Source organism: Kitasatospora sp. NPDC050463, from assembly GCF_040655255.1.
In the GTDB taxonomy this organism is placed as follows: Bacteria; Actinomycetota; Actinomycetes; order Streptomycetales; family Streptomycetaceae; genus Kitasatospora.
In genome coordinates this window covers 93207-112311 of the sequence record NZ_JBFAJO010000006.1, presented here as the reverse complement: position 1 = coordinate 112311, position 19105 = coordinate 93207, and the positions used below count along the sequence as shown (strand labels likewise).

20 protein-coding genes and 1 pseudogene are annotated in these 19105 nt (G+C 72.8%); 14 read left to right on the top strand and 7 right to left on the bottom strand.

The genetic code is table 11. The features are described 5' to 3' along the window. Positions 1–210: 210 nt before the first annotated feature. From AB0J08_RS06085 to AB0J08_RS06060, 6 genes and pseudogenes are all read left to right on the top strand, one after another. On the top strand, positions 211–1011 hold the full coding sequence (locus AB0J08_RS06085) for an ABC-2 family transporter protein (RefSeq protein WP_360627809.1): 801 nt from the start codon (positions 211–213) through the stop codon (positions 1009–1011). A gap of 127 nt (positions 1012–1138) precedes the next feature. After that, positions 1139–1903, top strand: a complete 765-nt coding sequence (locus AB0J08_RS06080) for an ABC-2 family transporter protein (protein WP_360627806.1) — start codon at positions 1139–1141, stop codon at positions 1901–1903. A 50-nt stretch (positions 1904–1953) separates the two neighbouring features. Further along, entirely contained in the window at positions 1954–2913 is a 960-nt protein-coding gene (locus AB0J08_RS06075) for an ATP-binding cassette domain-containing protein (protein WP_360627603.1), read from the top strand. Position 2914: 1 nt separating this feature from the next. After that, a pseudogene (locus AB0J08_RS06070) lies at positions 2915–3217 on the top strand (glycosyltransferase); the annotation flags it as partial. Between the two features lie 343 nt (positions 3218–3560). Continuing rightward, positions 3561–4856 carry a DUF445 domain-containing protein gene (locus AB0J08_RS06065; RefSeq protein ID WP_360627600.1) on the top strand — a complete coding sequence of 432 codons (1296 nt, stop codon included), beginning with the start codon at positions 3561–3563 and terminating at the stop codon, positions 4854–4856. A gap of 114 nt (positions 4857–4970) precedes the next feature. Beyond that, on the top strand, positions 4971–5990 hold the full coding sequence (locus tag AB0J08_RS06060) for an adenosine deaminase (RefSeq protein ID WP_360627803.1): 1020 nt from the start codon (positions 4971–4973) through the stop codon (positions 5988–5990). 50 nt (positions 5991–6040) lie between these two features. Here AB0J08_RS06060 and AB0J08_RS06055 read toward each other — a convergent pair whose 3' ends face one another. Next, the gene (locus tag AB0J08_RS06055) at positions 6041–6466 is read right to left on the bottom strand and encodes a DUF397 domain-containing protein (protein WP_360627597.1); all 426 of its coding nucleotides are present in this window, start codon (positions 6464–6466) and stop codon (positions 6041–6043) included. A gap of 31 nt (positions 6467–6497) precedes the next feature. Here AB0J08_RS06055 and AB0J08_RS06050 point away from each other — a divergent pair, with 31 nt between their 5' ends. After that, on the top strand, positions 6498–7058 hold the full coding sequence (locus AB0J08_RS06050; protein ID WP_360627594.1) for a hypothetical protein: 561 nt from the start codon (positions 6498–6500) through the stop codon (positions 7056–7058). Positions 7059–7116: 58 nt separating this feature from the next. Here AB0J08_RS06050 and AB0J08_RS06045 read toward each other — a convergent pair whose 3' ends face one another. Together AB0J08_RS06045 and AB0J08_RS06040 are read right to left on the bottom strand one after the other, a co-directional pair. Next, positions 7117–7887, bottom strand: coding sequence for a CDP-alcohol phosphatidyltransferase family protein (locus AB0J08_RS06045; protein WP_360627591.1), 771 nt, complete (start codon positions 7885–7887; stop codon positions 7117–7119). Between the two features lie 142 nt (positions 7888–8029). Continuing rightward, entirely contained in the window at positions 8030–8461 is a 432-nt protein-coding gene (locus AB0J08_RS06040) for a DoxX family membrane protein (RefSeq protein WP_360627588.1), read from the bottom strand. Between the two features lie 106 nt (positions 8462–8567). Between AB0J08_RS06040 and AB0J08_RS06035 the strand changes: the two genes are divergently transcribed. Further along, positions 8568–9122, top strand: a complete 555-nt coding sequence (locus AB0J08_RS06035; RefSeq protein ID WP_360627585.1) for a TetR/AcrR family transcriptional regulator — start codon at positions 8568–8570, stop codon at positions 9120–9122. Positions 9123–9179: 57 nt separating this feature from the next. Here AB0J08_RS06035 and AB0J08_RS06030 read toward each other — a convergent pair whose 3' ends face one another. Together AB0J08_RS06030 and AB0J08_RS06025 are read right to left on the bottom strand one after the other, a co-directional pair. After that, entirely contained in the window at positions 9180–9878 is a 699-nt protein-coding gene (locus AB0J08_RS06030; protein ID WP_360627582.1) for a YidC/Oxa1 family membrane protein insertase, read from the bottom strand. A 90-nt stretch (positions 9879–9968) separates the two neighbouring features. Further along, entirely contained in the window at positions 9969–10262 is a 294-nt protein-coding gene (locus AB0J08_RS06025; RefSeq protein WP_360627579.1) for a DUF6412 domain-containing protein, read from the bottom strand. A gap of 172 nt (positions 10263–10434) precedes the next feature. On the opposite strand from AB0J08_RS06025, the gene AB0J08_RS06020 reads away from it, so the two are divergent. Together AB0J08_RS06020 and AB0J08_RS06015 are read left to right on the top strand one after the other, a co-directional pair. Beyond that, entirely contained in the window at positions 10435–10719 is a 285-nt protein-coding gene (locus tag AB0J08_RS06020; protein ID WP_360627576.1) for a type II toxin-antitoxin system prevent-host-death family antitoxin, read from the top strand. Then, positions 10712–11134, top strand: a complete 423-nt coding sequence (locus AB0J08_RS06015; protein WP_360627573.1) for a type II toxin-antitoxin system VapC family toxin — start codon at positions 10712–10714, stop codon at positions 11132–11134. Before AB0J08_RS06020 ends, AB0J08_RS06015 begins: the two co-directional genes overlap by 8 nt. Before the next feature lie 130 nt (positions 11135–11264). On the opposite strand, the gene AB0J08_RS06010 is transcribed toward AB0J08_RS06015, so the two are convergent. Beyond that, positions 11265–12368: a Gfo/Idh/MocA family oxidoreductase gene (locus AB0J08_RS06010; protein ID WP_360627570.1), complete on the bottom strand. Its 1104-nt coding sequence runs from the start codon at positions 12366–12368 to the stop codon at positions 11265–11267. Positions 12369–12782: 414 nt separating this feature from the next. Between AB0J08_RS06010 and AB0J08_RS06005 the strand changes: the two genes are divergently transcribed. The 4 genes from AB0J08_RS06005 (at position 12783) to AB0J08_RS05990 (ending at position 17061) form a co-directional block, all read left to right on the top strand. Further along, positions 12783–13562: an HAD-IIA family hydrolase gene (locus tag AB0J08_RS06005; RefSeq protein WP_360627567.1), complete on the top strand. Its 780-nt coding sequence runs from the start codon at positions 12783–12785 to the stop codon at positions 13560–13562. Positions 13563–13658: 96 nt separating this feature from the next. Next, positions 13659–14909: a low temperature requirement protein A gene (locus AB0J08_RS06000; RefSeq protein ID WP_360627564.1), complete on the top strand. Its 1251-nt coding sequence runs from the start codon at positions 13659–13661 to the stop codon at positions 14907–14909. 186 nt (positions 14910–15095) lie between these two features. After that, positions 15096–15773, top strand: coding sequence for a uracil-DNA glycosylase (locus tag AB0J08_RS05995; protein ID WP_360627800.1), 678 nt, complete (start codon positions 15096–15098; stop codon positions 15771–15773). Positions 15774–15900: 127 nt separating this feature from the next. After that, entirely contained in the window at positions 15901–17061 is a 1161-nt protein-coding gene (locus AB0J08_RS05990; RefSeq protein ID WP_360627561.1) for a glycoside hydrolase family 6 protein, read from the top strand. 119 nt (positions 17062–17180) lie between these two features. Here AB0J08_RS05990 and AB0J08_RS05985 read toward each other — a convergent pair whose 3' ends face one another. Further along, entirely contained in the window at positions 17181–19040 is a 1860-nt protein-coding gene (locus AB0J08_RS05985) for a galactose oxidase-like domain-containing protein (protein WP_360627797.1), read from the bottom strand. Positions 19041–19105: the final 65 nt, after the last annotated feature.

The following is a 19105-nucleotide window of genomic DNA, read 5'->3' as shown; positions in this document are numbered from 1 at the left end:
CGCGTGCGCCGGTGTCCCCGGGGACACTTGCCCGCTCCTATTTGTCGACAAGGAGACAATATGTCGAACGCCGTACCCGTTGAGCCGCAGTTCCGGCACCCTCCCGATCCCGACGGTGCTCCGGGGGGTGCCGCGGGAGGTGCTCCCGGCGGCGCTCCGGGCCTCGCCGACGGGGGCGTCGACGGCGCCGCCGAGGGGGCCCGGGGCGCGGTGGCGCTCTACCTCGCCATCGCCCGGGGAGCCTTCCGCCGCTACAGCACCTACCGGGCCGCCACGCTGGCCGGGGCCTTCACCAACACCGTCTTCGGCTTCATCCTCGCCTACACCTTCGTCGCCCTCTGGCAGGCCCGCCCCGGCCTCGGCGGCTACGACCAGACCGCCGCCGTCACCTACATCTGGGTCAGCCAGGCGCTGCTGATCACCGTCGCGGTCTGGGGCGGCGGCTTCCAGGACGACGTCCAGGACCGGTTCCGCAGCGGTGACATCGCCGTCGACCTCTACCGCCCGGTGGACTTCCAGGGCTGGTGGCTGGCCACCGACCTCGGCCGAGCCGGCTTCCACCTGCTCTCCCGCGGCACCCTGCCGATGCTGGCGGGCGCGCTGGTCTTCCGGATCAGGCTGCCCGAACAGCCGCTGACCTGGCTGTTCTTCCTCCTCTCGGTCCTGCTCGCGGTGCTGGTCAGTTTCGGGCTGCGCTTCCTCGTCTCGCTCACCGGCTTCTGGCTGCACGACTCGGAGGGGGTGCGCTCGGTGATGCTGGTGGTGTCGATGTTCTTCTCCGGGATGCTGCTTCCGCTGGCGCTCTTCCCCGGCCTGCTCGGCGAGGTCGCGCCCGTGCTGCCGTGGGCCGCGCTGGTCCAGGTGCCGACCGACGTCTTCCTGGAGCGGGCGACCGGGACGGCGCTGGCCCGCGAGCTCGGCTTCCAACTCGCCTGGGCCACGGTGCTGGTCGCCGCCGGCCGCGGCGTCCAGCTGCTCGCGACCCGCAAGGTGGTGGTCCAGGGTGGCTGACCCGACCCTCGCCGCCGGTCCGGTCGATCCGGCCCTCGCCGCCGGTGCGAACGACCTGCTCCCGACCGAGCGGGGCCTGACCGCCCGCACCCGCTGGGCGCTGCGCGCCTGGTGGCTCACCGCCGCGATGTGGACCCGGGCGATCATGTCCTACCGGGCGTCCTTCGTGCTGATGCTCGCCGCCAACCTGGTCGTCACCTTCCTCGACTTCGTCGTGGTGATCCTGATGTTCCGGCACACCGATCAACTCGGCGGCTGGACCCTGGCCGAGCTCGGCTTCCTCTACGGCACCTCGGGCTTCGCGCTCGGCATGGCCAACCTGCTGGTCGGCAGCGTCGACGGCCTCGGCGAGCGGATCCGGGCCGGCACGCTGGACACCATGCTGATCCGGCCCGCCCCCGCGCTCGCCCAGGTCTGCGCCGAGCGTTTCTCGCTGCGCCGGCTCGGGCGGCCGGCGCAGGCGATCGCGGTCCTCGCCTGGTCGCTGACCGCACTGGACGTGTCCTGGACCTGGGACCGGGCGCTGCTCGTGCCGGTCCTGCTGGTCTGCGGCACGGCGATCTTCGCGGCGATCTTCGTGGGCTTCGCCGCCCTGCAGTTCTGGTGGGGCGAGGCCAAGGAGATCCAGAACGCCTTCACCTACGGCGGGGCCACCGTGCTGCACTACCCGCCGACCGTGTTCGCCAAGGAACTGGTGGCGGGCACCGTGTTCGGCATCCCGCTGGCCTTCGTCAACTGGCTGCCCGCGCTGCACATCCTCGACCGGCCCGACCCGCTCGGCCTGCCCGCAGCCTTCCAGTACGCCTCGCCGCTCGCCGCCGTGCTCGCGCTGGTGGCGGCCGGGCTGGCCTGGCGCGCCGGGCTGCGCGCCTACCGCGGCACCGGCAGCTGATCCCGGGCCTCGGCCCGGCCCCCCCGACCCCTCCCGAAAGCAGCACTCCCATGGCACTGATCGAACTCGACGACGTCCGCCGCACCTTCACCGTCCGCGCCAAGGTCGGCCGGCTCAAGCGCGAGAAGCGCGAGGTCCGCGCGGTGGACGGGCTGAGCTTCACGGTTCAGGCCGGCGAATGCGTCGGCTACATCGGCCCGAACGGCGCGGGCAAGTCCACCACCATCAAGATGCTCACCGGCATCCTGGTGCCCTCCGGCGGCCGGCTGCGCGTCGCCGGCGTCGACCCGGCGCGGGAGCGCGTCGCACTGGCCCGCCGGATCGGCGTCGTCTTCGGGCAGCGCACCACGCTCTGGTGGGACCTCCCGCTGCGGGACTCCTACGAACTGGCCCGCCGGATCTACCGCATCCCCGAGCGCCGATATCGCACCAACCTCGAACGCTGCGTCGAACTGCTCGACCTCGGCGCCCTGCTGGACACCCCCGTACGCCAGCTCTCGCTCGGCCAGCGGATGCGCGGGGACCTGGCGGCGGCGCTGCTGCACGACCCGCGGGTGCTCTACCTGGACGAGCCCACCATCGGGCTGGACGTGGTGAGCAAGAGCCGGGTGCGCGACTTCCTGCGCGAGGTCAACCGCGACCGGGGCACCACCGTGCTGCTCACCACCCACGACCTCACCGACATCGAGCAGCTCTGCGACCGGGTCATGGTGATCGACCACGGCCGGGTCGTCTACGACGGCGGCCTGGACGGGCTGCACGCGGCGGGCGAGAGCGAGCGGACCCTGGTCGTCGACCTCGCCGAGGCGCGGCCGCCGATCGAGGTGGCCGGTGCGCGGGTGGTGAAGGTCGAGGGCCCGCGCCAGTGGCTGGCCTTCCCGGCCCAGCAGAGCGCCGCCCCGATCGTCGCCGCCGTCGCCGACCGGTACCCGATGGTCGACCTGTCGGTCCGCGAGCCGGCCATCGAGGACGTGATCGCCCGGATGTACGCGGAGGTCGCGATCGGCTGACCTGACGGCCTGCCTGGACTCGCTCGTCGCACAGACCATCGGGCCGGCGCGCATGGAGGTGGTCGCGGTCGACGACGGTTCGACGGACGGCGGCGGCGCCGTCCTCGACGAGTACGCCGCCCGCCATCCTGGCCTGTTCACCGTCCTGCACCAGGCCGACTCCGGCGGCCCGGCCGCGCCGACCAACCGGGGGCACGCCCTCGCCCGCGGCCGCCACGTGCTCTTCCTCGGCGCCGACGACTGGCTCGGGGTCGGGGCGCCGGCCCGGATGGTGGCCGCGGCCGACAGCTGGCAGTCGGACGTTCCGCTCTACCGGGCCGAGGAACTCACGGCGCTCGGCCTGCCCCCCTACGGTGGCGAACCGTTGGCGGCCGCGGTGCTCCAGGCCGACCACCCCGAGTACCGCGAGCTGGCACCGGCCGACCTCCCGGGCGTCCGGGTCCTGCTGGACTGCCGCCGCTGCACCGACCCGCAGCGGTGGGACGTGGCGGGGGTGCGGCGGATCGTCCTCGGCGGCGCGTAGCTGGGCCCGGCCGGGCCCGCGGGCGCCGACGGGTGGCGTCCGCGCCGCGCACGGCGGCACGTGCCCGGCGCGTTCGGGTGGGGCGCGCCCTCCGCTCGCGCCGGGCAGCGGGCAGACTGGCGGGGTGAGTGACGATGCCTTCAGCGGGACCGGGCCCGGGGTCCGGTTCACCGCGGCCGACGAGGAGAAGAGACGCGGCGTCCGCCGGATGAAGACCATCGCGACCGGCCTGCTGGCCTTCGCGACCCTGGTCTTCGCCCTCGCCACCTGGGCGAAGGCGGCCGGAGCCGGTGCCTGGGCGGGCTATCTGGCCGCCGCCGCCGAGGCGGGCATGGTCGGCGCGCTCGCCGACTGGTTCGCCGTGACCGCGCTGTTCCGCCGACCGTTCGGCCTGCCGATCCCGCACACCGCGATCATCCCGACCAAGAAGGACGCGTTCGGCAAGTCGCTGGGCGACTTCGTCGGCGACAACTTCCTCTCCGGCCACGTGGTGCGCGGCCGGCTCGCCGCGCTCGGCATCGCCCGCCGGCTGGGCGAGTGGCTGGCCGCACCCGGCAGCGCCGAGCGGGTCACCAAGGAGGCGTCGGCGGCACTGCGCGGCGTCCTCGCGGTGCTGCGCGACGACGACGTGCAGGCGGTCGTCGGCGAGGCGGTGACCAGGCGGGCCGCCGCCACCTCGGTCGCCGAGCCGATGGGCCGGATGCTCGGCAAGGTGGTCTCCGACGGCGGCCACCACGGCGTGGTCGACCTGGTCGCCGTCCGGGCGCACGACTGGCTGACCGAGAACCACGAGGAGGTCGTCCAGCGGGTCACCCGGAAGACCCCGGGCTGGACGCCGAAGTTCCTCGACCACCAGGTCGGCGAGCGGGTCCACAAGGAGCTGATGCGGTTCGTCACCGACATCCGGGACGACCCGCACCACGCCGCGCGCGGTGCCGTCGACAAGTTCCTCGCCGACTTCGCCACCGAGCTGCAGACCGATCCCGAGACCATCGCCCGGGTCGAGCGGGCCAAGGCCGACCTGCTGGTGCGCCCGGAGGTGCAGGACCTGATCGCCTCCACCTGGGCCGCCGTGCGCGCCCTGGTGCTGACCGCGGCCGAGGACGAGGACAGCGAGCTGCGCCGGCGCATCCGGGACGGCGTGCGTGACTTCGGCGCGCGCCTGGCGACCGATCCGAAGCTCCAGGCCAAGGTGGACGGCTGGCTCCAGGACGCCGCCCAGTACCTCGTCGACACCTACCGGGCCGAGATCACCTCGCTGATCTCCGAGACCGTGGCAGGCTGGGACGCGGACGACGCCTCCCGCAAGATCGAGGCCAACGTCGGCCGCGACCTGCAGTTCATCCGGATCAACGGCACCGTGGTCGGCGCCCTGGCGGGCCTGCTCATCCACACCGTGGCGGTCGCGCTCGGGGGGTGAGCCCCGGGTGTGCCTATCCTTGCGGACACCACCGATACGCGCGTAGAGGAAGAGGGCACCACCGTGGTCCAGCCGGACGGAAGTCGGATCGGAAACCCCGTTCAGAACCGGGGCATCGAGGCGTTCATCGCCGGCATGCCCAAAGCAGAACTGCACGTCCACCACGTCGGCTCGGCCTCGCCGCGGGTGGTCGCCGAGCTGGCCGCCCGCCACCGCGGCCAGTCCAAGGTGCCGGTCGACCCGACCGCCCTCGCCGAGTACTTCACGTTCACCGACTTCGCCCACTTCATCGAGGTGTACCTCAGCGTCGTCGACCTGATCCGCGACGCCGAGGACGTCCGCGCGCTGACCTACGGCGTCGCGGAGGACATGGCCCGGCAGAACATCCGGTACGCGGAGCTGACCGTCACGCCGTACTCCTCGGTCAGCCGCGGCATCCCCGACGTCGCCTTCATGGAGGCCATCGAGGACGCCCGGCTGCGGGCCGAGAAGGAGCTCGGCGTCGTGCTCCGCTGGTGCTTCGACATCCCCGGCGAGGCCGGTCTGGCCGCCGCCGAGGAGACCGCCCGGCTGGCCGTCGACCTCGCCCCCGAGGGCCTGGTCAGCTTCGGGCTCGGCGGCCCGGAGATCGGCGTGCCGCGCCCGCAGTTCAAGCCGTACTTCGACCGGGCGCGGGCGATCGGTCTGCGCAGCGTCCCGCACGCCGGCGAGACCACCGGGCCCGAGACGGTCTGGGACGCCCTGCGGGTGCTCGGCGCCGAGCGCATCGGCCACGGCACCCAGGCCGTGAAGGACCCGGCCCTGCTGGACTTCCTCGGCGAGCACCGGATTCCCCTGGAGGTGTGCCCGACCTCGAACATCGCGACCCGCGCGGTGGAGCGGATCGAGGAACACCCGATCCGGCAGATGGTCGACGCCGGCCTGCTGGTCACCGTCAACAGCGACGACCCGCCGATGTTCGGCACCGACCTCAACACCGAGTACGCGGTCGCGGCCAAGCTGCTGGACCTGGACGAGGCGGGCGTCGCCGGGCTGGCGCGCAACGCCGTGGAGGCGTCCTTCCTGGACGCGGCCGGCAAGGCCCGGATCGTCGGCGAGATCGACGCCTACCTCGCCGGGTGGGACAAGGGCTGAGGTTGCTCCGGGGTGGTCCTCCGCGTGTACGCGGAGGACCACCCGGACAGCTAGACGTCGAACTCCCCGTTGCGGACACCGGCGACGAGGTCACGCCATTCGTCCGTGGTCAGTCGGGCTACGGCAGGGGGCTGAAGGCTGCTTCGCACATGGACGGCGTCAGCGGTGACGGCCACCTCCGGGCAGTTGTTGGAATCGGCGCATGAGGCAGGACGCATCCAAGAGAGGGTCTTCCATCGCCGGGGCGCCGAGCCCTGCAAGCGCGGCAAGAGCACCTGGTTCGAACTGGACGCCGCCGCGTGAACACCGTTGTGCTCGGACTCCTGGCGCTGATCAACCTTGCGGCTGGTGTCGGTGCCGTCTGCCGGCTGCGGACCGAGGCCCTTGGTCGCTCCGACCGCGACCGCGGCGCGGGCTGATGATCGACGGGTGGCCGCCGGACGGTAGCCTGCATCGGTCAACAGCGTGTTGACCAACCATCATGCAGTCGTCACGGGGATCACAGCCATGTCCGCACCGCCGCCGCCCTATCAGAACCAGCAGCCGCAGCAGCCCTACGGATACGCGCCGCCGCCGCAGATGCCGTACGGCCAGCAGCCTCAGTACGGCCAGCAGCAGTCGTACGCCCAGCCGCCGTACGCCCAGCAGCCGTATGTCCCTCAGGCGCCATCGGATCCCCGGCCCCCGCAGGGGCCCGGGCGCCGGAGTCCGCTGCACTCGGTTCTCTCGGTCGCCGTCGTCCTGGCGGTTTTCGGCGGCGGCGCCTGGTACGTGTGGAAGTACAACACGGACCCCAACGGCGGCAAGGCCAAGGCGGAGGCCACCCGGTCCGCGCAGGCCGAAGAGAACAAGAAGTACGACCCGAAGGTCGGTGACTGCGTCAGGATCCAGGATCCCCAGGGCGATCCGTTGCCGGTGATCGTCGACTGCAAGTCCGCCGAGGCCCAGTACAGGATGGCCGACACCCTCTACGGCCCCGACCGGAGTTGCGGGTCGGCGTACGACTACGGGATCAGGTACTCCAGCAGGCGATCCACCGACTACACGCTGTGCTTCAAGAAGGTCTGACCTTCGGCCCGCTCCCCGGCCGCGGTCCGCTGTCGCGGGCCGCGGCCGGAATGGTTGCTCAGCGCAGCCGGGACGAGGAGAGGATCGAGGCCAGGTGGGCGACCACCATGCCCCAGGTGATCACCGCGATCGCGGCGAGCGCGATGCGGGTCGGCCCGACGTTCCCGACCGCAGCGTCCGCGACCGCCGTCGCCAGCAGCACCAGGGAGGCCTCGATGCCGTTGGTCACCCGGTGGATCTTGAAGATGGAGGCGAACCGCCGCGCGGTCGCGATGCCCTGCGAACGCGGCTGGGTCGACTCCTCGTCGGCCGGCGCCAGCCCGCTGCGCGCCCGGGCCACGTCGACCAGGTCGGTCGAGGCCTTCAGCAGGACGACGCCGAGCGCTGTCGCCAGCCCCACCGACACCCACAGGTCGGACCCTCCCCGGGCCGCCCGGACGCCCGCGCCGATCATCAGCGCCGCGTCGGCCAGGTAGGCGCCGAGCCGGTCGACGTAGACGCCTGCCGTGCTGAACTGCCGCTTCCAGCGGGCCACCTCGCCGTCGACGCAGTCGAAGAGGAGGAAGCCCTGGAACAGCAGGGCCGCCAGCACCGCGCCGGTCAGCCCGGGGATCAGCAGGGCCGCCCCGGCGCCGACGCCGCAGACCACCATCACCCAGGTCAGGGTGTTCGGCGAGACCGAGGTGCGGACCAGCTGCCGCGTCGTCCGCAGCGAGATCCGGCGCATGTAGAGGCGGCCCGCCCAGTGCTCGCCGTTGCGGCTCTGCAGCTTGGCCTGCGGTTGGCAGACCTCGCGCAACTCGGCCAACGTCGGGGCGGCGACCTTCACGAATTCCTCCACTGTCCGGCCGGACTCAGCAGCGAGGCTCGGGAGCGAGACTCGGAAACGATCAGCAAAGGCTACGACCTGCCTCGGCCGCCGCTCGGGGCGGGGCTTCGACTTCCGGAGTGGAGATCCACCGTGTCCGGGCTCAGCCCGCGAAGGCGAGTGCGGCGGCCGCGACGAACAGCACCTGCAGGGCGGTGCGGGGAGCCAGTGCGGTGGCGCCGGGCACTCCGCGCCGGGCGGCCGAGACGTTCGCCGGGAACATCGCGATCATCATGAGGATCAGACCGCCGGCCGCCCACCGGGTCGTGGCCGGAACGAGGATCAGCACGGCACCCGCGAGTTCCAGCAGGCCGGTCAGGGTGATCAGCAGCTCCGGCCGGGGCAGGCCGGGCGGGACCATGGCGACGAGTCCCGTCCGCAGGCGCGGGAAGAAGTGCGCGAACGCGGTGAGCAGGAACATCGCGGCCAGTCCGACCTGCAGGGCGGGGTGCCAGCCGTCGAGCACGTCCACACCCGCCAGTCCGGCCAGGAGGGCTGCCAGGAATCCGGCGACAAGAGCGATCAGGGGTGCCATCTCGGCCTCCGAAGGTGCGGGGTGGTGCCCTGCGCGCAGAGCATCTTGACACCATCAAGTTAGGGGCGGCCGAGCTATCTTGTCAATGACAAGTTATGATCGGAGCATGCCTGCCCAGCCCTATCACCACGGTGACCTGAGGAATGCCCTGCTCGCCGCCGCCACCGAGGCCATCGAACAGAGCGGGCCCGCCGCGCTGAGCCTGCGCGAGCTGGCCCGCCGCGCGGGCGTCTCCCACGCCGCCCCCGCCCACCACTTCGGCGACAAGGCGGGACTGCTCACCGAGCTCGCCGCCCAGGGCTACGAGCTCCTCGCCGACGCCGTGCGCGCCGCCGGGCCGGACCTGGCGGAGGCGGGGATCGCCTACGTCCGGTTCGCGGTCGGGCACCGTGCCCACTTCACGGTGATGTTCGAACCCGGCCTCTACCACCCCGACGACCCACACCTGGTCGCTGCCCGGGCCCGCGCCGACCAGGCCCTCTCCGCCGCGCTCGCGGCGTCCGCCCCGGAACGCGCGGCGGAGAACGAGCTCAAACTGGCGGCCTGGTCGATCGTCCACGGCTTCGCCCAGCTGTGGAACAGCGGGAGCCTCGGCGACCGGTCGGGGGAGGACCCGGCGACCATCGCCCGCGCGGTGATCGGCAACCTGCTCCGCACCTGACCGGCCCGGCGGCGGGCGATCACCCACCCGCCGCCGCCCCGGCCGGGGCGCGCACCCTCAGATCAGCGCCACTGCCGGCACCGGAGCGCCCCCGCCCCGGTGCAGCCAACCGCGCTCGGCGGCGGACCAGGCGGTCGTGGTCAGCAGGTAGACGGCGGCGGCCAGCGGCACCAGCGCGGCGAACAGCACCGTGCCGAACGACAGGAACGGCAGGAACCTCAGCCCGGGCTGCGCGGCCTGCTGGGGAGCGGCCGCCTGCGCCCGACGGGCCCGGCGGAAGTTGACGAACGCCACGGCGGCCAGCCCCGCGTACAGGGCGCCGAACACCACCCACTGCGCGACGTCCTGCGCGCCGCCCACGTGCAGGCCGAGCGGGACACCGAACAGCGTGTGACCGAGCAGATCGTTCGGGGTGGTGAACAGCCGGTACATCACCGAGAAGAACGGGATCTGCACCAGCATCGGCAGGCACCCCGCGAACGGCGAGGCCTTCTCCTCCCGGTACAGCTCGGCGAGCGCGGCCTGGAGCTTCTCCGGCCGGCCCTTGTGCTTGCGGTTCAGCTCGGCGATCTTCGGCGCGAGTCGTGCGCGCGACTTCTCGCCGCGCGCCGCCGCCCGCGCCAGCGGGTGCAGCGCGAGCCGGACGCAGACGGTGAACAGGACGATCGCCAGCGCCGTCGGCACCAGCTGGGCAAGGGTGGCGACGACATCGTGGGCCAGGCCGACGGCCGGGTCGAGCACAGCGAAAACGGACATGGTGGAGCGAGCCCTCCGGGGTCTCAGCGTCTCAGGACATGAGTGGTCTACGGAGGGCGGCCGCGTGGACGGCGGTGGAGAAGGGGGTGGTTACGCGGCCGCCGGGGCCGCGCCCGGCGCCCTGGGGCGTCGCCTGCCCCGGGCATCGGGATCACGCTGCGGGAGGAAGGCCGTCCGGAACGCCCGACGCCGCAGCGTCCCGTCCCGTACGGCGGCCGGCGCCCGTGCGCCCAGCAGTCGCGCGGCGACCAGCGTCCCCGCGATCGCCCCGGCCAGCAGCACCACGGCCGCGGTGGCGGCCACCGAGGTCAGCGTCCCGCCTTCGGTGAGCACATCCCCGGTCAGCACCCGGAGCAGCCCGAGCAGCATCGCGACGAATCCCATGGCGTGCTCCTCTCCCGCGCTCCGGACGTACCGACCAGTCAGACGTTGAGGACGATAGTACGACGCCGGGAGTTCCCGGGTCAGGCCGTGTTCACCGCGTACGCCGCGGCGGAGCGGAGCGGGCCGCTTCCGCGCCGTAGCCAGGGGTGCTACCCGGGGCTACCTTGGAAGGATGAAGACGATTACCCAGCGGGAGTTCCGGAACAACTCCGCCGCGGTGATGGACGCGGTGGAGGCGGGGGAGATCTTCCACATCACCAGGAACGGGGTCGAGGTCGCGGAGCTGCGGCCGGTCGCGGAGCGGCGGCGGCTCACGGCGGAGGAACTGGTGGCGCGGCACGTGAAGCTGCCGCGGGTGGACTACCAGCAGATGCGCAAGGAGGCCGAGGAGTACTTCGGGCCCGAGGAGCTGGTGGGGGACGAGGGCGACGACCCGTTCGAGCGGCGGCGTGGCTGAGCGGCGCAGGGCGTCCCGGCGGCGGCCGGCCGGGGTGCTGGACACCTGCGTCTACATCGACCTGGCGCTGCTCAACCCCGCCGAGCTGCCGGCCGTGCCGGAGCTGACCGCGATCACCTTCGCGGAGTTGCAGCAGGGCGTCTCGATGGCTCGGGACGCGGTGAGCCGGGCGGCGCGGTTGGAGGTGCTGGGCGCGGCGATGGCCGACTTCGACCCGCTGCCGTTCGACGCGGCCGCCGCCGCCAGGTACGGGACGCTCGTCACGCTGACCATCGCCGCCGGGCGCCAGCCGCGCCCGCGCCGGATCGACCTGATGATCGCGGCCATCGCCTCCGCGCACGGGCTGCCGCTGTACACGCGCAACGTGGCGGACTTCCGGGGGCTGGGTTCGGCGGTCGAGGTCATCGCGATCTGACCGGGCGGGCGTCGTCGCCCCGGCTCCGCCGCCCCTCGGCCCCGTCCGGGCGTCAGGGTGTCCGGACGTCGGAGCGTCGGAGTGGCGGAGCCGGGGGAGCGGCCGTGGTGCGCGGGAGTCCAGGGGCAGGTCAGTCGAGCCGGACGGTCGTGCCGGTGGCGGCCGAGGTGCGGGCGGCCTCCAGGACGGTGAGGGTGGCGACGGCGTCGCGCGGGTCGACCGGCGGCGTGGTGCCGGGGGTGGCCAGGGCGGCGGCGATGCCCGCGTAGAAGGCGGGGTAGTCGCCCGGGTCGGTGGGGAGGACGGTCGCCGACTCGTCGGTGCCGAGGGTGCCGTACCGGGAGGGCTGGTCGGCGCCCCACGGCGTCCCGTCGCGGCCGGTGCCGTCCGGGCGGTGACCGGCGCGCAGATCCGCCTCCTGCGGGTCCATGCCGGCCTTCACGTACCCGGCGGTGTCGCCGAGCACCCGCAGGCGGGGGCCGACGAGCGGGGTGATGGCACTGGTCCACAGGTGGGAGCGGGTGCCCGAGGCGTGGGTGAGGGCGAGGAAGGCGTCGTCGTCGACCACCGCGCCGTCCCGTCGGACGTCGATCTCGGCGTAGACCGTCTCGACCGGGCCGAACAGGGTGAGCGCCTGGTCGACCAGGTGGCTGCCCAGGTCGTAGAGCGTGCCGCCGACCTCGGCCGGGTCGGCCAGCTCGCGCCAACCCGCCTTGGGCTTCGGGCGGAACCGCTCGAACCGGGACTCGAAGCGGTGCACCCGGCCCAGCGCGCCCTCGCGGACCAGACGGGCGGCGGTGAGGAAGTCGCCGTCCCAGCGCCGGTTCTGGAAGACGGAGAGCAGGACGTCCTGCGCCCGCGCCAGCGTGCAGAGCTCCAGCGCGTCGGCGGCGGTGGCGGCCAGCGGCTTGTCGACGACGGTGGCCAGCCCGGCGCGCAGCGCGGCCCGGGCGAGCGGGACGTGGGTGCGGTTGGGCGAGGCGATCACGATCAGGTCGAGCGCGTCCGGGTCGGCGAGCAGCTGCTCCGGCGTGTCGACGGCCCGGGCGCCGGGGTGCTCGCGGTGCAGCTGGGCTCGACGGTCGGGGTTGGCGGTGACCACCGCGTCCAGCCGGAGCCCGGGGGTGGTGGCGATCAGCGGGGCGTGGAAGGCGGAGCCGGCCAGGCCGTAGCCGATCAGGCCGACACGGAAGGGGTCGTCGTGGTGGCGGAGAGGGCGCGAGGAGGGGCTCATGTGCCTCACTCAATCACGGTGTCCGGGTTGGCCCCGGTTTCGGTGCGGCCGGCGCCGCACGTGCGGCTGTCGTGACCGGGCGCCGGTGCGGCCGACGCGGCCGACGTGAGCAGCGCGAGCGGCGTGACCGGACTGACCGGCGGCGTGCTCAGCCGGTGGGGGCGGGGGCGGCAGGTGTGGCGTCGGCGGCCTGGTGGCCCGTCCCGTCCCGTGGAATGTTCCGGTGGGCGGGACGTACTGCCGTCGGGCTGGTGTGCGGATTAGGCTGTGCCCCGTTGGGGCGGCCGGCAGTACCCCCGGCGGTCCGGTGTCCCGAGGAGGGTCCGGCCGGTGGGAGGCGCAACGGTGACGGCGGTGCGCCGCAGATTTCGTACGACCATCGCAAGACGTTGCAAGACTTCGGGAGACACGCACGTGGCAGACCGCAAGCCCATCGAGTCCTGGCTGACCGACATGGACGGGGTCCTCATCCACGAGGGCACGCCGATCCCCGGCGCGGAGGAGTTCCTGCGCCGGCTGCGGGAGTCCGGCAAGCCCTTCCTGGTGCTCACCAACAACTCGATCTACACCCCGCGCGACCTCAGCGCCCGCCTGGCCGGCATGGGCCTGGAGGTGCCGGAGGAGAGCATCTGGACCTCGGCCCTGGCCACCGCGAAGTTCCTCAAGGGCCAGCGCCCGGGCGGCACCGCGTACGTGATCGGCGAGGCGGGCCTCACCACCGCGCTGTACCAGGCGGGTTACGTGCTGACCGACAACAACCCGGACTACGTCGTCCTCGGTGAGACCCGCACCTACAGCTTCGAGGCGCTCACCAAGGCGATCCGCCTGATCAACCAGGGTGCCCGCTTCATCTGCACCAACCCGGACGAGACCGGCCCGTCCACCGAGGGCGTGCTGCCGGCCACCGGCTCGGTCGCGGCACTGATCACCAAGGCGACCGGTGTCGAGCCGTACTTCGTCGGCAAGCCCAACCCGCTGATGATGCGTGAGGCGCTGAACTCGGCCGGCGCCCACTCGGAGACCGCCGTGATGATCGGCGACCGGATGGACACCGACATCGTGGCGGGCATGGAGGCCGGCATGGAGACCATCCTGGTGCTCACCGGCCTCACCGCCGCCTCCGACGTGGAGCGGTTCCCGTACCGGCCGACCCGCGTCGTCCAGTCGATCGCGGACCTGGTCGACCTGGTCTAGCCTCTGCTCTGATGACGCGGGCCCTGCCCCGGCCGACGGCCGGGGCAGGGCCTGTCTGTTGCGTGCGCCTGTTGCGTATGCGGACGAGGGGGCGGGATGGGTTCGGCGGGGGAGTTCATCGACGAGAAGCGGGTGACCTGGGCGGAGCTCTACTTCGACCTGGTCTTCGTCTTCGCGATCACCCAGGTCTCCGGCCTGTTGCACCACCATCACGACTGGGGCGGGGTCGCCCGGGCGCTGGTGGTGTTCGTCCCGGTGTACTGGTGCTGGGTCGGCACCACCGTCCAGGCCAACATCCGCGACGTGGACACCCCGAGGGACCGGCTCGGCATCCTCGCCGTCGGACTCGCCGGCCTCTTCATGGCGCTGGCCGTGCCCGGCGCCTACGGGGGCCGGGGCGTGCTGCTCGGTGCCGGGTACTGGGCGGCCCGGGTGGTCCTGCTGGTGCTGCTGATCCGCGTCCCGGGCGTCTGGCGCGGGCCGTACGGGGTGGGCGTGCTGGTCAGCGGGCCGCTGCTGTTCGTGGGCGGGCTGCTGCCGGAGGGGCCGCGGACGGTGCTCTGGGCGCTGGGCGCGCTCTGTGACCTGTCCGGCCCGGTGGTGTTCCGCAACCGGCTGGCCAATGTGGCGTACCACCCGTCGCACATGCCGGAGCGGTTCGCGCTGTTCCTGCTGGTCGCGCTCGGCGAGTCGATCGTCGGGATCGGCGCCACGGCCGCCGCCGTCCGCCTCGACGCGACCGAACTGGCCGCGGTGGCCGCGGCGTTCACCATCTCCTGCGGGCTCTGGTGGCAGTACTTCGTCTTTGCGGCGGACGCCATGCGGCACGCCGTGACCGTCGCCGACTCGCGCCGGGACGTGATCCGCCGGGTGTTCCAGTACGGACACCTGGCGCTGGTGGCCGGCGTGATCGCGGTCGCGGTCGGCTTCGGCGAGACGGTGGCCGACCCGCGCCAGGCGCTCGGCGCGGGCTCGGTGGCGCTGCTGTACGGGGGCTGCGGGCTGTATCTGCTGACCTTCGGGTACACCCGGTGGATGATGTTCCGCGCGGTGTCGACCACCCGGATCGTGGCCGCGGTGGTGGTGCTCGGCCTGCTGCCGGCGATGGTGCGGCTGCCGGCGATCGTGGTGCTGGTGGTGCTGGCGGCGCTGGTGGTGGCGCTGAACGTGGTCGAGCACGTCCGGGTGGGGAGGGCCGCGGCGGTTGCCCGGAGCGCCGAGCCGGATCCGGTGGTTGCCGTGGGGCCGGCGGCTCCGGAGGGTGCGGCGGTTCCTGCGGTTCCTGCGGTTCCGGGCGCTCCGGAGGGTGCGGCGGCTCCGGCGGCCCCGGTGGTCGCGGCGGAGTGAGTTGTCGGTGGGGCTGTGTAGCGTTCGGTGTGGAAAGAGGGCGTGCGGCGCAAGGGCCGCAGTACGCCGGTGGTCGGGGCGGTGCTGCGGTGAGCGGCCGTCCGGTGGGAGGTTGATGTCGTGACGGACACGGTCGAGGCAGGCGTGGTCGAGACGGAAGCGGTCGGGGCCGGAGCGGGTGGCGGGCTGGAGCTGCCGGAGTCCTGGCGCGAGGTGTTGGGCGCCGAGGCGGAGAAGCCGTACTTCGCAGAGCTGGCGGCCTTCGTGGCGGCGGAGCGCGCGCAGCACCAGGTCTTCCCCCCGAGCGGGCAGGAGTTCTCGGCACTGGAGGCCACGCCGTACGAGAAGGTCCGGGTGCTCGTTCTCGGCCAGGACCCGTACCACGACGACGGCCAGGCCCACGGCATGAGCTTCTCCGTGCTGCCGGGCACCAGGACGCCGCCCTCGCTGCGCAACATCTTCAAGGAACTGGACGCCGACCTGGGCATCCCCGCTCCGGACAACGGTTACCTGATGCACTGGGCCGAGCAGGGCGTCCTGCTGCTCAACGCGGTGCTCACGGTGCGTGCGCACGAGGCCAACTCGCACAAGGCCAAGGGCTGGGAGAAGTTCACCGACGCGGTGATCAAGGCGGTGAGCGCGCGCGAGGAGCCGGTGGTCTTCGTGCTCTGGGGCAACTACGCGAAGAAGAAGCTGCCGCTGATCGACACCACGAAGCACGTGGTGGTCCAGGGTGCCCACCCGTCGCCGCTCTCCGCCAAGCTGTTCTTCGGCAGCCGGCCGTTCTCGCAGATCAACGAGGCGCTGGACGGCTTCGGTGTCGACCCGATCGACTGGCAGGTGCCGAGCCTGAAGCAGGGCTGACCCGTACCTGGAAGCTGGACCGGCCCGCAACTTGAAGCAGGACCGACCCGTGCGGCGGGCTGACGCTCCGTCCACGTGCCGTCGGCGTCCGCTGTTCACCGACCTCGGCCGACGGTCGGTACCCGGTGTGCGAAGCTGGGTGCCGACCTGGTCGCCGGACCGGGTCTGGGAGGGGCGGTACGTGCGCCGGGTGTGGCGAGGGGCGGGGTTCCGGCTGGTCGCGGGGGCGGCGGTGCTGGGGCTGACGGCAGGTGTGGCGGGTTGCGCCGGCGGGGGTGCCGGCGGGGGTTCGGGTGCCGGGGCGAGCGCCGGTTCCAGTGCCGGCGCGGGTGCCGGTTCGGGGGCGGCTCCCGCTCCGAGCGGGGCAGGAGCGGCGGGCGGCGGTTCATCCGGTTCCGGTCCCGCCCAACTGCCGGGCCAGACGTTCTACGTCTCCGACCGGACGTCCGCCGCCCGGCAACTCGTCACCCTGCGCGGTCAGGGTCGGACGGCCGAGGCCGACACCCTCGCCAGGATCGCCGCCCAGCCCTCCTCGCAGTGGCTCGGGGACGAGGCGGCCAAGGGCATCGTCGAGCAGGTCGGCCGCCGGGCCGCCGAGGTGGACCGCACCCCGGTCTTCGTCGCGTACAACATCCCGCACCGTGACTGCGGCCAGTACTCGGCCGGCGGCGCGGCCGACGCCGCCTCCTACCGTTCCTGGATCAGCGGCGTGGCGCAGGCGCTGGGCGACCGCAAGGCCTGGGTGGTGCTGGAGCCGGACGCCATCGCGCACACCCTGGACACCTGCGGGGTCAAGGGCGCGGCCGCCGCCGAGCGGTACGGTCTGCTGGCTTTCGCCGTACAGGAGTTGAAGAGGCGTCCACAGGTCCGGGTCTACCTGGACGCGGGCAACCCCGGCTGGGCGCAGGACCCGTCGGCGATGGCCGAGGCGCTGAGCAAGTCCGGTGCCGCCGTGGCGGACGGCTTCGCCGTGAACGTCTCCAACTTCTACAGCACCGACCGGAACGTGGCGTACGGGGCGGAGCTCTCCGCCGCTCTGGGCGGGAAGCACTTCGTCATCGACACCAGCCGCAACGGCAACGGCCCCTTGAGCAGCGAGGCCTGGTGCAACCCGGCAGGCCGTGCGCTCGGCGAGCCGCCCACCGCCGACACCGGCCGGCCCGGCGTCGACGCCTATCTGTGGATCAAGAACCCCGGCGAGTCCGACGGCGAGTGCGGCCGGGGCGAGCCCCGGGCGGGCGAGTTCTGGCTGCCGTACGCCCTGGGGCTGGCGCGCGGAGGCGCGTAGCCCGCCGACGGCGTAGCCGCGTCCGCGCGGGCCGCTTGGCCGCGCCTCCCCCTTGACCGCGCCGACGGCGACGGAGGAGGCGGGGCGTAGGAGGAGGCCGGGGGCGCAGTGGGCGGGCGCTAGGCGGTCACGTGCATCCAGCGCGCGACCGACGGGGTTCCGGCGGCGTCCGTCACGAACAGCATGTACCAGCCGGGCGGCAGCAGATCGGGGTTGCCGGGCAGCGTGAGCGTGACACCGCCGACCGAGCGCGCACCGACGTCCAGGGCCACCGAGCGTTGTTCGACATCGGTCGCGTGGGTGACCGAACTCGGCCGGATCAGCTTGGCGGTGACGACGGCGTCCGGCTTCGGGGTGTCCACCGTGACGGTGCCGCCGAGCTTCGCGGTGGCGGGCGCGCCGGTCAGCTGCGGGCGCTCGCCGTGGAACAGGTACGGCGGTGTGAAGATCTCGATCCGTTGCTCGAAGGAGCCCGGCTCGGTGTCGGCCCTGTCGGCGAAGAGCGGGTCGGAGCCCAGGACCACCACCCGGCCGTCGGGCAGCAGCAGCGCCTCCGAGTGGTAGTTCCGTCCGACGGTCGGCTCGGCGGCGGTACTGAAGGTGTTGGTGTCCGGGTGGTAGACCTGCGACTTGAGCAGGTCGCTCCGGTGTTTGCCGCGGTAGTCGCGCGAGCCGCCGGTGGTGAACACGGTGTCGTTCGGCAGGATGACGCTGTTGAGGTAGCGGGTGCCCCCGGCGGGCAGGTCCGGTCCCGCGGTGAAGGCGGGCTTCGCTGCGGAGAGATCGGCGATGTCGGTGCGGGCGGTGGAGAGCGGGGACTCGCCGACGCCCCCGCCGCCGAGCACCATCACCTTCTGCGCCTGGGCGGGCGGCAGCAGGACGGAGGACGAGGTCTCGGTGAGGTCGGGATCGCGAAGGCCCGGGACCGGTTGGAAGCTGTCGTCCTCCAGATCCCATAGTCCGGGCTCGCGGCCCTTGTCCGCCGGGCCGTAGCCCGCGTTGGAGCCGGAGTAGAAGAGCCTGCCGGAGGCGGTCAGGAAGATCGACGGGTAGGTCGGGAAGTAGCGGTCGGGCGCTTTCGACCAGGTCTTGCGCGTCGGGTCGTAGATCTCATTGTCGTTGCCGCTGAGGATCTGCCCGGTGTCGTCCAGCCCGGAGACGGTGACCACCCGCCCGTCGCCCAGGCCGGTGAGCGTCGGGTACCACCGGGCGTAGGTCATGTCGGTGACCTGCTCGTACAGCTCGGTGTCCGGGTTGAACTCGAAGGCGGAGCGGATGCCCTGGAAGTCCTGCTTCTCCAGGGTCATCCGGTCGGCCATGCCGTAGAGGTTGCGGGCGTCGGCCCCGGTCAGGCCCTTGATCGCGTACTGGGCGGGGGAGTTCTCGACGTACGCGCCGCCCGGAGTCACCGCCTCCACGAACACGTGCTGCTCGCCGGCCGTCACGACGGTCCGCTCGCCGGAACCGGTCTTCACCGCGGCCGGGACGGTCACCTCGGCGGTGGACACGTACGCGTGGCCGTCGGGGGCGGTGAACACCGTGCCCTTGGGGAACGTGTGCGCCGCCTCCGGGCTCTCGTTGCGCACCCGCATGGTGCCGGCCGCCTTCTTCACCGCCCCGTCCAGCGCCTCGTAGCGCAGCGTGCCGCCGGCCACCAGCAGCCGGCCGTCGGGCAGGGCGGTGTGGCCGCCGCAGAACATGTCGGCCGGGGTCGGGATCCGTTTGTAGGTGTTGGCGGCAGGGTCCCAGAGCAGGCTCTTGAAGGAGCCCGCGTCGAAGCTCCGTCGGTCGTTCCCGGAACCGGCGATGATCAGGACCTTGCCGGTGCGCAGCAGGCTGGCATGGACGGCGTTGATCCGGAACTCGGCGGGGAGGACGACGGTCTGCCAGTGGCCGTACTCGGCCCTGTACTCCGGGCGGTTGATCACGTACTGGTGGTACTGCTCGTTGGCGAAACCGAGCACGGCCGGCGCGTTCATCCCGGCCACGGTCAGTGCGACGGTGCTGCCGAGGGCGAAGCGCCTGGTCCGGCCGGCATTGCGGA

Bases quoted from the DNA above. Each gene is read 5' to 3' on its own strand.
- AB0J08_RS06025 (WP_360627579.1), bottom strand. From the start codon at position 10,262: ATGGGATTCGTCGCGATGCTGCTCGGGCTGCTCCGGGTGCTGACCGGG.
- AB0J08_RS06010 (WP_360627570.1), bottom strand. From the start codon at position 12,368: ATGAGCCCCTCCTCGCGCCCTCTCCGCCACCACGACGACCCCTTCCGT.
- AB0J08_RS05985 (WP_360627797.1), bottom strand. From the start codon at position 19,040: ATGAACGCGCCGGCCGTGCTCGGTTTCGCCAACGAGCAGTACCACCAG.
- AB0J08_RS06030 (WP_360627582.1), bottom strand. From the start codon at position 9,878: ATGTCCGTTTTCGCTGTGCTCGACCCGGCCGTCGGCCTGGCCCACGAT.
- AB0J08_RS06050 (WP_360627594.1), top strand. From the start codon at position 6,498: ATGTCCGCACCGCCGCCGCCCTATCAGAACCAGCAGCCGCAGCAGCCC.
- AB0J08_RS06000 (WP_360627564.1), top strand. From the start codon at position 13,659: ATGGGTTCGGCGGGGGAGTTCATCGACGAGAAGCGGGTGACCTGGGCG.
- AB0J08_RS06080 (WP_360627806.1), top strand. From the start codon at position 1,139: ATGTGGACCCGGGCGATCATGTCCTACCGGGCGTCCTTCGTGCTGATG.
- AB0J08_RS06040 (WP_360627588.1), bottom strand. From the start codon at position 8,461: ATGGCACCCCTGATCGCTCTTGTCGCCGGATTCCTGGCAGCCCTCCTG.
- AB0J08_RS06035 (WP_360627585.1), top strand. From the start codon at position 8,568: ATGCCTGCCCAGCCCTATCACCACGGTGACCTGAGGAATGCCCTGCTC.
- AB0J08_RS06075 (WP_360627603.1), top strand. From the start codon at position 1,954: ATGGCACTGATCGAACTCGACGACGTCCGCCGCACCTTCACCGTCCGC.
- AB0J08_RS06020 (WP_360627576.1), top strand. From the start codon at position 10,435: ATGAAGACGATTACCCAGCGGGAGTTCCGGAACAACTCCGCCGCGGTG.